We start from the raw sequence: 12747 nt of genomic DNA on the forward strand, positions 1-12747 counted from the left end.
GCCCTGCCACTCTATCCGGTGATCTCGTACGGCTCGGGATCTCGCCAGCGGTCGAAGGGCCGGTCGAGCGTGTACTTGCCGTCGTCCCCCAGAACGAGCATGCGCACCTCGCCGTTCCCCGGGTTCGACAGCGACTCGAACTCCGCGACCGTCCAGTGGAACCACCGCATGCAGAACAGCCGCATGGCCAGGCCATGGGTGACGATGAGGACGTTCGGCGGGTGGTCCGGGTCCTCGAAGCTGCGGAAGAGGCTCTCCAGGAAGCCTCCGACCCGGTCGTAGACGTCGGCACCGGACTCGCCCTGGGCGAACCGGTAGAAGAAGTGGCCGTAGGCATCCCGGTAGGCCTTCTGGAGGCGGACCTCGTCGCGGTCCTGCCAGTTGCCCCAGTCCTGCTCACGCAGCCTGGGCTCCTCGCGCACCCGTATGCGACCGGCGTCCAGGTGGAACGCGCGCAGGGTCTCGTGCGTTCGGCGGTACGGGGAGACGTAGACGCTGACGCGCTCGTCGCCGAACAGCTCGCGCAGCTCCTCCCCCGTCGCCTCCGCCTGCCGTCGGCCGCGCCGGGTCAGTGCCAGAGCGTGGTCGGGTTCGCGCTCGTAGACGGAGTCATCAACATTGCCCGTTGACTCGCCGTGCCGGACAAGGACGATGCGCCGTGGTCGTGCCATGCCAAGACCCTAGATCGGGTGAGGGCCAGGGGAGCACTCCCACCGCCCCCATAGAGCGTAGGTCACACCAATCTTGCACCACAGATCACTCTGATCGCACGTTTGTCCGATCGGAACGGCTCCGTCCGGCCTTCGCGGTCTCCACCGGACGTCATTGCCCGGGTTCGCACCATCCAGATCGCACCATGCCGATCGCACCCGCCAGATCACACCGTGCAGCTTCCACTCCCCGTACCGCCCCGAACAGATCACACCGTCCAGCTCGGCTCCATGTCCACGACGTCCCCGGTGAGCGCCGCCACGTCCGCCTCCGTCTGGGCCCTCAGGGCGAGTCGCTCCACGCGCTCCGTGCGGTACTTGCCGTGCTCGGCGGCCGAGCGCCACATCGACAGCACGAGGAACTCGTTCCCCGGTGCCTCGCCGAACAGCCCGCGGACCATGCCGGGCGAGCCGGCCATCGCCGGGTTCCAGACCTTCTCCTGCATCAGCACGAAGTGCTCGGCCCGCTCCTCGTGGATACGGCAGAGCGCGACCCTGAGCAGGTCGGCGTCCGTGAATCGCGGTTCGAAGCCGGTCTTCACGTCGAAGCGGTAGTCGAACAGCCTGACCTGGACGTCCTTGAACGTGCCCGCCTGGGCCGATGCGAGCCGGTCATGGGACCGCGCCATGAAGGAGTCGTAGAAGGCGCGGCTCTCCCAGAACGCGAAAATGTGCGCCACGTCCGGTCGCCCCCGGCTCCATCCACCCCCCTGCCCGCGAAACCCCGGCTCCCCCAGAAGCCCCGCCCACTTCCGCTGCCCCCGCTCGAAACCGCGACGGTCCACCACGGTGCAGCGAATCCACTTGACCAGCACCGCGCCATGGTAAGGCCACCGAGCGTGGCGTCAGTCACTCTCGACTGGACCGCTCCGCCCCGCAGGTACCCGCGCGCGTGGCAGGATGGACAAACAGTCATGCCCGCCCGGCAGTTGGGGCCGGCGGACCGGTCGGTACGGGGAAGGGGACTCTGGTGGACGGGCTCAACAAGGGGCTTCGCAAGGTCGAGGTCGCGGTGCGGTGGGATCCCAGCCCGGCGGGGCAGCCGTCCACCGACCTGGACCTGATCGCCGCGACCTACCTGGCGGACGATCCACACGGCGCCCCCGCGTACGTGGTGCACTTCGACAGCCGCTCTCCGGACGGCACCATCACCCTCAACAGGGACAGCAAGGACGGCCAGGGCTTCGGCTACGACGAAGTCATGACGCTGGAACTCGACCGGCTCGACGTGCGCTACGCGCGCGTGGTCGTCGGTGTCGTCATCCAGCAGCACCCGGCGGAGCGCACCTTCGTCAGTGTGCGCAACCCCGGACTGCGTATCCGCGAGGGGTACACCATCCTGGTGGAGGACGACTTCGGCGGTGCCCTGGGAGCGAGGGCGGCGACGGTGGCGGAGTTCGCCCGGGAGGGCTCCGGGCCGTGGGCCTTCCACGCCGGGGTCCGTGGATTCGAGGGTGACCCGGTGGACTTCACCAGGACGATGGGCGCGGTACGCCGCTCCTGACCCGCCCCGGACCAGGCGCGTACGACGAGAGGGGCACCGCCCGCAGGCGGTGCCCCTCCGTCATCGGCTCAGGCGCTCGGCGTCAGCTGCAGCCGCTGGTCGAGCCGCAGCCCTCGCAGATGTAGCAGGAACCGGCGCGCTGCATCTTCGTACCGCACGAGAAGCACAGCGGGGCGTCGGCCTGGATGCCCAGCTGCATCTCCACCAGTTCGGCACTGGTGTGGGCCTGCTGCGGGGCGGGCTTGACCGCCTCCTCGGCCTTCGGGGCGGACACGGCCTTCAGCTCCTGGGCGCGCGGCGCCGACTGGGCGAGACCCTCGACGTCGACCTCGTCCTCGGACGGTTCGTACGAACCGGTCTCAAGGTGACGCTGACGCTCCTCGGCGGAGTGGATCCCGAGCGCGGAGCGCGTCTCGAAGGGCAGGAAGTCCAGCGCCAGGCGGCGGAAGATGTAGTCGACGATCGACTGCGCCATCCGCACGTCCGGGTCGTCCGTCATACCGGCCGGCTCGAAGCGCATGTTGGTGAACTTCGAGACGTACGTCTCCAGCGGCACGCCGTACTGCAGGCCGACGGAGACCGCGATGGAGAAGGCGTCCATCATGCCCGCGAGGGTCGAGCCCTGCTTGGACATCTTGAGGAAGACCTCACCGAGACCGTCGTCCGGGTAGGAGTTGGCGGTCATGTAGCCCTCGGCACCGCCGACGGTGAAGGACGTGGTGATGCCGGGGCGTCCCTTCGGCAGGCGCTTGCGGACCGGGCGGTACTCGACCACCTTCTCGACCGCCGTACGGATCGTCTCCTCGGCCTTCTCGGTGATCTCCGCCTTCTCCTTCTCCTTGGTCTTGGCGGAGAGCGGCTGGCCGACCTTGCAGTTGTCGCGGTAGATCGCGAGCGCCTTGACGCCAAGCTTCCAGGCCTCGAAGTAGATCTCCTCGACCTCCTCGACGGTCGCCGACTCCGGCATGTTGACCGTCTTGGAGATGGCGCCGGAGATCCACGGCTGGATCGCGGCCATCATCCGGACGTGACCCATCGGGGAGATGGCCCGCTCGCCCATGGCGCAGTCGAACACCTCGTAGTGCTCCGGCTTGAGACCGGGGGCGTCGATCACGTTGCCGTGGTCGGCGATGTGGGCGACGATCGCCTCGATCTGCTCTTCCAGGTAGCCCAGGCGGCGCAGGGCCTGCGGGACGGTGCCGTTGACGATCTGCATCGAGCCGCCGCCGACCAGCTTCTTGAACTTCACCAGCGCGAGGTCGGGCTCCACACCGGTGGTGTCGCAGGACATCGCCAGGCCGATGGTTCCGGTCGGGGCGAGCACGGACGCCTGGGAGTTACGGAAACCGTTCTTCTCACCGATGCGGAGCACGTCGCCCCAGGCCTCGCTGGCGGCGGCCCACACCGGGGTGTCCAGGTCGTCCATGCGGACGGCCTTGTCGTTGGCTTCGGAGTGCTGCTTCATGACGCGCTTGTGGGCGTCGGCGTTACGGGCATAGCCGTCGTAGGGGCCGACGACCGCGGCGAGTTCGGCGGAGCGCCGGTACGCCGTACCGGTCATCAGGGAGGTGATGGCACCGGCAAGAGCGCGGCCGCCCTCGGAGTCGTAGGCGTGACCGGTGGCCATCAGCAGGGCGCCGAGGTTGGCGTAGCCGATGCCGAGCTGGCGGAACGCGCGCGTGTTCTCGCCGATCTTCTGGGTCGGGAAGTCCGCGAAGCAGATCGAGATGTCCATCGCGGTGATGACCAGCTCGACGACCTTCTGGAAGCGCTCGGCCTCGAAGGCCTGGTTGCCCTTGCCGTCGTCCTTCAGGAACTTCATCAGGTTCAGCGAGGCCAGGTTGCAGGACGTGTTGTCCAGGTGCATGTACTCGCTGCACGGGTTCGACGCGGTGATCCGGCCGGACTCGGGGCAGGTGTGCCAGGTGTTGATGGTGTCGTCGTACTGGATGCCGGGGTCGGCGCAGGCCCAGGCGGCCTCGGCGATCTTGCGGAAGAGCGACTTGGCGTCGACCTCCTCGATGACCTCACCGGTCATCCGGCCACGCAGCCCGAACTGGCCGCCCTGCTCGACCGCCTTCATGAACTCGTCGTTGACACGGACCGAATTGTTGGCGTTCTGGTACTGGACGGACGTGATGTCGTCGCCGCCCAGGTCCATGTCGTAGCCCGCGTCGCGCAGGACGCGGATCTTCTCTTCTTCCTTGACCTTGGTCTCGATGAAGTCCTCGATGTCCGGGTGGTCCACATCGAGGACGACCATCTTGGCGGCGCGGCGGGTGGCGCCACCGGACTTGATCGTTCCTGCGGAGGCGTCGGCACCGCGCATGAAGGAGACCGGGCCGGAGGCGTTGCCGCCGGAGGACAGCAGCTCCTTGGAGGAGCGGATCCGGGAGAGGTTCAGGCCGGCGCCGGAGCCGCCCTTGAAGATCATGCCCTCTTCCTTGTACCAGTCGAGGATCGACTCCATGGAGTCGTCGACGGACAGGATGAAACAGGCGGAGACCTGCTGGGGCTGCTTGGTGCCGACGTTGAACCAGACCGGGCTGTTGAAGCTGAAGATCTGGTGCAGGAGGGCGTACGCGAGTTCGTGCTCGAAGATCTCGGCGTCGGCGGGCGAGGCGAAGTACTTGTAGTCCTCACCGGCCTTCCGGTACGTCTTCACGATGCGGTCGATCAGCTGCTTGAGGCTGGTCTCGCGCTGCGGGGTGCCCACGGCACCGCGGAAGTACTTGCTGGTGACGATGTTGACCGCGTTCACCGACCAGAAGTCGGGGAACTCCACGCCGCGCTGCTCGAAGTTGACCGAGCCGTCGCGCCAGTTGGTCATGACGACGTCACGGCTCTCCCAGGCCACCTCGTCATAGGGGTGGACCCCAGGGGTGGTGTGGACGCGCTCGACACGCAGGCCCTTGCTCGCCTTGGCGCTCTTGGCGCGGGAACTCCGTGCCGGACCGCTCGCCGTCTCTGTCATGCCGCCTCCCTGTACGGGCGAAAACGCCCTGAAGTGCCCCGTTGTTCCCGGTGCACGTTGTTCTGTCTGATGCTGCGGACGCCCACTCACACGCCCGCAACAGGTCTTCTCACGCCGCCGCCCGGCCGGGTCCCGGAGCTGCCTTCCGGGTCCGGCCCGCCGGTCAGTCGGCGGCGCCTGCGGGCTCGGGGACCTGCTTGGTCCCTCCGGGCCCGCGGTCGTCTTCCCGGCTCCCCGCGGCCGCGTCCTCGCGGTCCGGGTCGTCCGTCTCGGGGGGTCCCGTCTGCGCCCTCAGTTCCGTGATGGCCGCCTCGAAGTCGTCGAGCGAATCGAACGCCCGGTAGACCGAGGCGAACCGCAGGTAGGCCACGAGATCGAGTTCCTGCAGCGGGCCGAGTATGGCCAGCCCCACGTCGTGGGTGGTCAGCTCGGCGCTTCCAGTGGCTCGCACCGCCTCCTCGACCCGCTGGCCGAGCTGGGCGAGCGCATCCTCGGTGACGGGCCGTCCCTGGCACGCCTTGCGCACACCATTGATGATCTTCGTACGACTGAAGGGCTCGGTGACTCCGGACCGCTTCACCACCATGAGCGAGCAGGTCTCCACGGTCGTGAAACGACGGGAGCAGTCAGGGCACTGGCGGCGCCTGCGGATCGACGTGCCGTCGTCAGTCGTACGACTGTCCACGACCCGGCTGTCGGGGTGCCTGCAGAAGGGGCAGTGCATGAAAAAACAACCCTCCTCACAGCAGACTCAATAGCCTCGCCGGGCATCTTGCACCCCACGAAGCAGCCCCAAGCATAGGCGATGACCATGGGCCTCGAGACCGGGGGGACCACAACTTCTGGGCTGCTGTTGCAATCCAACCACTAGATGTGGGGATTGGCTCATACATCCAGACCCATCCCGCGTGTCGCGCGCATAGGCGCAGGTGACGCGTGAGGACCCTTGCCACACTGGCCCGTTCGCCTCGCAGGCGCCGCCTTCCGGCGCCTTCGGCCGGGACGCGTCCGCATCCGGTGACGCACGGGCGTATCGCCGCGGCACGTGCGGAGATACCGTGGGCGCCGCAAGGAGGGGACGTGGGACTCCCGCACAGATGAGGGCCGACCCCGGGGCGCGGGAATGCCGGATGGCAGACTGGGGCACAGTCCACTAGGTGATCACCCCGGCGGTGAAGAGTACAGCAATGGGCCCTTTTGCCCGCCAGGTGGCACGACCGCCAATACACCCGGACACATGACCGCGTCCGGCGATTCGCGTTTTTTCACTCGAACGTGTGTTTGGCGCAACCTTTCGAAAGCAACTACCGTTGTCCAGCAGGGAGACCATCGAGAGGGGCCGACGTGACCACCACCGCAGACAGTGCCGCCATCGCTGCCCAGGACCGCTCCCAGGGCCGACTGGAGCCGGTGCATGCGATGAACGAAGCCACGAACCCTGAGGGGCACAAGCGCTCCCTGCCGGGCCGACCTCCCGGCATCCGGGCGGACAGTTCCGGACTCACCGACCGCCAGCGCCGGGTGATCGAAGTCATCCGGGACTCCGTGCAGCGAAGGGGCTACCCGCCGTCGATGCGGGAGATCGGCCAGGCCGTGGGCCTTTCCAGCACGTCCTCCGTGGCGCACCAGCTGATGGCACTGGAGCGTAAGGGCTTCCTGCGCCGAGACCCGCACCGCCCGCGCGCCTACGAGGTGCGCGGCTCCGACCAGGCCGCCTCGGTGCAGCCCACGGACACCGCGGGCAAGCCCGCCGCGTCCTATGTGCCGCTGGTGGGCCGGATCGCCGCTGGTGGCCCGATCCTCGCCGAGGAGTCCGTCGAGGACGTCTTTCCCCTCCCCCGCCAGCTCGTCGGCGACGGTGAGCTGTTCGTCCTGAAGGTCGTGGGCGACTCGATGATCGAGGCCGCGATCTGCGACGGCGACTGGGTCACGGTGCGCCGCCAGCCGGTCGCCGAGAACGGCGACATCGTGGCCGCGATGCTCGACGGCGAGGCCACCGTCAAGCGCTTCAAGCGCGAGGACGGCCACGTCTGGCTCCTGCCCCACAACGCGTCCTACGAGCCGATCCCCGGCGACGACGCGACCATCCTCGGCAAGGTGGTGGCCGTGCTGCGGCGCGTCTGACAGCGCGCACCGCGTCGGGCAGGGCCGGCAGGCCCGCCCTCTGACCGGGCCCCGGGACCCCTGCGCCGGTTCCGGGGCCCTGCGCTGTCCGGTAGCGGCGGCGGTTGCCGAACCGCGGGGCCGGTGGCTCGTGCCCGCGGGGGTCGGTCGGCAGCTCAGTCGTCGGCCGACCCGTGGCTCACTCCTCTTCGGTCCGCTGGGCCGCCGCGTCGATCGCCGCGAGCGACTTCCGCACCTGGTTCCGGTCCGTCGTGAACCAGAAATCGGGCAGCGAGGCCTTCAGGTAGCTGCCGTAGCGGGCCGTCGCCAAACGCTGGTCGAGGACGGCGACCACGCCGCGGTCCCCCGACGCCCGTACGAGCCGGCCGGCACCCTGGGCCATGAGCAGAGCGGCGTGCGTGGCGGCGACCGCCATGAAGCCATTCCCGCCGGCTTCCTCCACGGCCTTCTGGCGGGCGCTCATCAGGGGATCGTCCGGGCGCGGGAACGGAATCTTGTCCATGACGACCAGTTGGCAGCTGGGGCCCGGGACGTCCACGCCCTGCCAGAGCGACAGCGTGCCGAAGAGGCAGGTCTTCGGGTCGGCCGCGAAGTTCTTGATGAGCTCTCCGAGCGTCTCCTCCCCTTGGAGCAGGATCGGGTACTCGGGGATCCGGGAGCGCAGTTCCTCGGCGGCCATCTGGGCACCTCGCATCGAGGAGAACAGACCGAGGGTGCGGCCGCCTGCCGCCTGGATCAGCTCCGTGAGCTCGTCGAGCATGTCGGCCCGGTCACCGTCCCGCGCGGGGCGCGCCAGGTGCTTGGCGACGTACAGGATGCCCTGCTTGCGGTAGTCGAAGGGCGAGCCGACGTCGATGCCCTTCCACTGCGGGAGGTCGTCGCCCTCGGTGCCCTCGGGGGCGAGGCCCAGGGAGGCGCCCACACCGTTGAAGTCGCCGCCCAGCTTCAGCGTCGCGGACGTCAGGACCACGGAGCGGTCCGCGAAGAGCTTCTCGCGCAGCAGCCCGGAGACGGACATGGGGGCGACACGCAGGGAGGCGCCGAAACGATCGTGGCGCTCGTACCACACCACGTCCCACTCGGAGCCGTTCGTGATGCGCTCCGCCACGTCGTGCACGTTCTCCACGGAGGCCAGCGCCTGCTTGCGGACGGCGTCCTCGTCCTGGACGGACTTGTCGCGGGTCGTGCCGATCGCGGAGATGACCGTGCGGCACGCGTCGCGCAGTGCCATGAGGGCGTACCCGAGATCCTCGGGGATCTCCTCCAGACGGCCCGGCAGCGCCAGCTCCATCAGTCGTTCGAATCCCTCGGCGGCGGTCTGGAGCTGGTCGGCGGCCTTCTCGTTCACGAGTTTCGCGGCACGCCGGACCGCCCGGTTGACCTGGCCGGGAGTGAGCTCGCCGGTGGCGACCCCGGTGACCCGGGAGACAAGTTCGTGCGCCTCGTCGACGATCAGTACCTCGTGCTGCGGAAGGACCGGAGCGCCCTCGATGGCGTCGATCGCGAGCAGCGCGTGGTTGGTGACGACGACCTCGGCGAGCTTCGCCCGTTCACGAGCCATCTCGGCGAAGCACTCGGCGCCGTACGCGCACTTCGAGGCGCCAAGACATTCCCTCGACGACACCGACACCTGAGCCCAGGCCCGGTCCGAGATGCCGGGTGTGAGGTCGTCACGGTCGCCCGTTTCGGTCTCGTCGGCCCAGTCGCGCACCCTCAGCAGGTCCTGGCCCAGCTTGCTGGTGGGCGCGGCGGCCTCGAACTGGTCGAAGAGGCCCTCCTCCTCGTCCTGCGGGACGCCCTCGTGCAGTCGGTGCAGACACAGGTAGTTCGACCGGCCCTTGAGCATCGCGAACTCCGGGCGGCGGCGCAGCAGCGGGTGCAGCGACTCGACCGTTCTCGGCAGGTCGCGCTCCACCAGTTGGCGCTGGAGGGCGAGGGTGGCGGTTGCGACGACCACACGCTCCCCGTGGGCAAGCGCGGGCACCAGGTAGCCCAGCGACTTACCGGTACCGGTGCCGGCCTGGACCAGCAGGTGGGAGCCGTCGTCGATCGCTTCCTCGACAGCTTCGGCCATGGCCACCTGACCGGGGCGCTCCGTACCACCGACGGCAGCGACGGCAGCATGCAGGAGTTCGGGGAGTGAGGGCTTCGTCATAGCGCGACCACCCTACGACCCTGCACTGACAAACGGGCCATCAAGGCTGGTGCCGGGGACGGGATCAAGGGTGTGGGCTCCTCAGGGGTGGGAGGTGAGCGACGGGCACCGGCCGCCAGGTGGGCGGGTTGGACGCCTGCGAGAGTGCCCTCGCAGCGCCGGTCCTCGTGAACCGGCGCGGCGGGCGGGAACTGTCGCGGCGCGAGCCGCGTTCAATGAGTGATGGCGCGACGACACAGCGCTACAACAAGTGCCGGAGTGACCGCTCTCGGACCATGAGAGCGGCTCGCTTGGCGGGCAGGTCGACCTCGGCGGAGAACCGGAAGCCTGCGGTCAGGAAAGCGGCGATGGAGGGGGTGTTGCGGATGTCGGGTTCCGCGATGACACGTGCGCAGGAGGGCCGCCGCGCCAGAACGAGGTCGGCGACGGCCCGGAGCAGCAGACCTCCGAGGCCGCGTCCTCGGTCGGCGGCTCCGCCGACCAGGAGATGGATACCCGTGTCATGACGGCGTACGGGGTAGTACCGGGCCAACGGGTCGAGATCGGCCCGGTAGATCTCCCAGTAGCTCATCGGTGCTCCGTCCAGTACGCCCATGCAGGGCACGCTGCGCCCGTCGCCGGCGAGCTGAGCCCTCAGGTGGTCTTCCGTCACGCTCTGCGCGCCTGAGAGCTCCCAGAAGGCGGCTGCGGCGGGGTCGTTCATCCACCGGCTGATCAGCGGAAGGTCTTGTTCGATGCGCGCCGGGACGAGGTGGAACCGGCCCACGAGCGTGTCTGCCGAGCCCCATGCGGCGAGGCGGTCGAGGAGGTCTTCGTGGCGTGGGGCCCTGCCACCCGCCCGGGGGCGCTCGTCGGCCTCCGCGGCGTGGTCCGCGTCCGTTCCGAGGAGTGAGCCGACATAGCCGAAGCTGTCGATGCCGGCGAAGTGACCGGCGTCGGCCGCGCCAGAGGCAAAGCCACCGGCGTGGGGACCGAAGTCGTCCCGGCGCCCGGAGCTGGAGGCCGTGGCCGTCATGGTGGGGACGGGGACAGTGATACCCATCTCGGCGATCGGGTCGGCGGAAGACACCAGACGCTCCTCTCACGAAGGGGGTGGCGAGTCCTCAGAGACCAAGGAGGTAGTCAGCGGTGGTCGGGGTTGGTCGGAGCGGTCAGGAACGCAGGGGGTTGGCGATGGTGACGTAGACGGACTGGGTGTCGACCGGGCCGACGAGTTCATCGAGTCCGTGCAGCCGGGTCAGCAGGTTGGCCTTGCACCGCAGGACGGGTGAGTCGAGCAACAGGGAGGGCAGCGAGGTACGCAGCCGGGCCGGGCCGGAGGCGAGAGTCTGCAGGAAGCGCCGGAAGGCGGCGAGCAGCAGCCGCTCGTCGGCGAGTCCTTGGGAGCCGAACGCACCGATCAGTCCGAGCACGTTGTTGATCACCAGGTAGTACACGAGCCGTTCATCGGTCACCTGGTCGCAGACGAAGGTGTCGCTCCGCTCTCCGATGCCGGGCAACCGGGCGTCGAGGTCTTGGCGCCGGGACGCGCGGAAGTAGTAGCCCTGGTTGTCCCGGTAGCGACCGCCGCTGGGCCAGCCGTCGGGGTCCAGCAGGAGAAGGGTGTTCTGCTGGTGCGCTTCCAGCGCGACGCCTGCCTCACCGTCCAGCCAGAGGACGGGACGCACCACATGCGCGAGGTAGCGCAGGAACCACTCGGCGGCAACGGCTCCGCGGGGCCGGCCGGTGCGGCGGGCGAGACCGGTGAGCAGTTCGGCCAGCCGGGACCGCAGAGCAGGTCCGTGCTTGCCAGGATGCCCCGGAGCCCTCTCCAGCGGGGCCGGGGGGCACGGGCGCGGCGAGAGGAGCCCGGCGACGCAGGAAACATCGTCGGTGGGGCTGAACGGGTTGTGGCGGATCACCACGTCCAGTCCGGGCACGGGAGTGCCGTCGGAGGTGTCGACGGCGAGCCAGGCCGGGTCCCGGACGATGTCGAAGCCCGGGTGCACGGAGCACCACTCCTGTCCCAGGCCCTTGCGGAGCAGGCGGTGGACCTCGACGCCGCGGTGGAGTTCCTTGCGCAGGTTCTCCCGGCGGGAGTTGGTGATGCGCAGGCCCAGGGAGAGCTTGAGCATCGCGGGGGCATGGGTTCGGTAGACGGTTCGGAGGGAGGAGGTGGGGTGCCAGTCAGGGCCGTGGGTGCCGAGGTCTCGGAGCAGCCCGGTGTCCAGTAGGGCGGCGGTCTGGGGACGGTGTCGCACCTCGTGTGCCTGCCAGGGGTGCAGGGGCAGGAGGGCGTACCCCTCCGGCGGCTCCGCCACGGTTCCGGCGAGCCGTGCGGTGAGCCTGGCTGCGGGGACAGGGCGGCCGCGTTCGGTCCAGGAGGAGTCGGTGGCGAGGACGGAGGGAGCGACAGCCATCCAGTGCAAGGGGAAGGCGCCGCGCAACTCAGGAGAGTAGAGGAGGGCTTCGGACTCCGTGAGACCCTCGCGGCTCTTCGGGGTGGGGTGCAGGGGATGTCCGAGGACGAGTGCCTGTTCCGCGGACAGGAAGCGGTCGGGGCCGTCGGCGGGGTGTTCCCGGCGATAGGTGATGAAGGTGGCGGCGCGTCGGAGGGAATCGGCGACCCCGGCGACGAGCGCGACGCCGTCGATGGAAACGGAGTCGACGGAAACGGGGGTGTCGGGGTCGCACTTGATCGGGCCGGATCCGGCGGAGTGGGCGGCGGGCGTGGGGACGGCGTCGTTGGCGCGGTTGCTGCCAGATACCTCTGTGGACTTCTCTCTGGTCAGCAGGGCGGCGATCGTGACGGCGTCGGCCGGTGGGCTGGTTGCAGGAGCGTCGGCGAGACGAGGAGGGGCGAAGCGATGCCAGCCCGTCGGGGACCAGTAGCACACCGGGGCGAGGAGGGCCGTGCCGCTCGCGGGGAGGGGGATGCGCAGTACGCCGTCGGCCGGAGCGAGTTGATTGGTCTCGCGCGCCCAGCAGCGGAGCAAGGTCTCCACGGCGGAAGCCTGGGCGACGGTGTGCGGGTCGGGATGCGGCAGTTGGTCAGTGGCATGGCTCTCGCTCAACCCCTGGTCGGAGTCAGCCGCGTGCCGTTGGTGAGGGACCCTCCGGTCCGGCGATGTCGCCGTCGGCCTGGCTTCGGCGGAATGCTGTCCATGGACCGGAGCCGAAGCCGGGGCCGGGGCCGGGCCCGGGGCCGGGGCCGGGGCGTGGTCGTCGTGGTGCGGAGTGGCGTTCACGGCAGGTACCTCGTGGAGTGGTTCCGGGATCGTGCGGGTGGGGCGGCGTGCCG

The 12747-nt window shown here is 69.3% G+C and carries 9 protein-coding genes; 2 read left to right on the plus strand and 7 right to left on the minus strand.

Features of this window, described 5'->3' with window-relative positions:
• Window positions 1-11: 11 nt before the first annotated feature.
• Both AB0937_RS24590 and AB0937_RS24595 read right to left on the minus strand, forming a co-directional pair.
• A complete protein-coding gene (locus AB0937_RS24590; RefSeq protein WP_366714333.1) occupies window positions 12-671 on the minus strand; it encodes a histidine phosphatase family protein in 660 nt (219 codons plus the stop codon).
• A 248-nt stretch (window positions 672-919) separates the two neighbouring features.
• Window positions 920-1525: a YdbC family protein gene (locus tag AB0937_RS24595; RefSeq protein ID WP_366714334.1), complete on the minus strand. Its 606-nt coding sequence runs from the start codon at window positions 1523-1525 to the stop codon at window positions 920-922.
• A gap of 155 nt (window positions 1526-1680) precedes the next feature.
• Between AB0937_RS24595 and AB0937_RS24600 the strand changes: the two genes are divergently transcribed.
• On the plus strand, window positions 1681-2214 hold the full coding sequence (locus AB0937_RS24600) for a TerD family protein (protein WP_366714335.1): 534 nt from the start codon (window positions 1681-1683) through the stop codon (window positions 2212-2214).
• Between the two features lie 82 nt (window positions 2215-2296).
• Here AB0937_RS24600 and AB0937_RS24605 read toward each other — a convergent pair whose 3' ends face one another.
• Complete coding sequence (locus AB0937_RS24605; protein ID WP_366714336.1) at window positions 2297-5188, minus strand: vitamin B12-dependent ribonucleotide reductase; 2892 nt, start codon at window positions 5186-5188, stop codon at window positions 2297-2299.
• 163 nt (window positions 5189-5351) lie between these two features.
• Entirely contained in the window at window positions 5352-5912 is a 561-nt protein-coding gene (gene nrdR / locus AB0937_RS24610) for a transcriptional regulator NrdR (protein ID WP_366714337.1), read from the minus strand.
• 620 nt (window positions 5913-6532) lie between these two features.
• Here nrdR and lexA point away from each other — a divergent pair.
• Window positions 6533-7312 (plus strand): transcriptional repressor LexA, encoded by a 780-nt coding sequence (gene lexA / locus AB0937_RS24615; protein ID WP_053671024.1) that lies wholly within the window; start codon window positions 6533-6535, stop codon window positions 7310-7312.
• 178 nt (window positions 7313-7490) lie between these two features.
• On the opposite strand, the gene AB0937_RS24620 is transcribed toward lexA, so the two are convergent.
• The 3 genes from AB0937_RS24620 to AB0937_RS24630 form a co-directional block, all read right to left on the minus strand.
• A complete protein-coding gene (locus AB0937_RS24620; protein WP_366714338.1) occupies window positions 7491-9467 on the minus strand; it encodes an ATP-dependent DNA helicase in 1977 nt (658 codons plus the stop codon).
• 241 nt (window positions 9468-9708) lie between these two features.
• Entirely contained in the window at window positions 9709-10536 is an 828-nt protein-coding gene (locus tag AB0937_RS24625; RefSeq protein WP_366714339.1) for a GNAT family N-acetyltransferase, read from the minus strand.
• Window positions 10537-10618: 82 nt separating this feature from the next.
• A complete protein-coding gene (locus AB0937_RS24630; RefSeq protein ID WP_366714340.1) occupies window positions 10619-12520 on the minus strand; it encodes an IucA/IucC family protein in 1902 nt (633 codons plus the stop codon).
• Between the last annotated feature and the right edge of the window lie 227 nt (window positions 12521-12747).

Origin of the sequence: Streptomyces sp. NPDC047880 (assembly GCF_040706515.1) — a bacterium.
In the GTDB taxonomy this organism is placed as follows: domain Bacteria; phylum Actinomycetota; class Actinomycetes; order Streptomycetales; family Streptomycetaceae; genus Streptomyces.

Excerpts from the sequence above, each read along its gene's own strand:
- nrdR (WP_366714337.1), bottom strand. The coding sequence starts at position 5,912 with ATGCACTGCCCCTTCTGCAGGCACCCCGACAGCCGGGTCGTGGACAGT.
- AB0937_RS24590 (WP_366714333.1), bottom strand. The coding sequence starts at position 671 with ATGGCACGACCACGGCGCATCGTCCTTGTCCGGCACGGCGAGTCAACG.
- AB0937_RS24620 (WP_366714338.1), bottom strand. The coding sequence starts at position 9,467 with ATGACGAAGCCCTCACTCCCCGAACTCCTGCATGCTGCCGTCGCTGCC.
- AB0937_RS24605 (WP_366714336.1), bottom strand. The coding sequence starts at position 5,188 with ATGACAGAGACGGCGAGCGGTCCGGCACGGAGTTCCCGCGCCAAGAGC.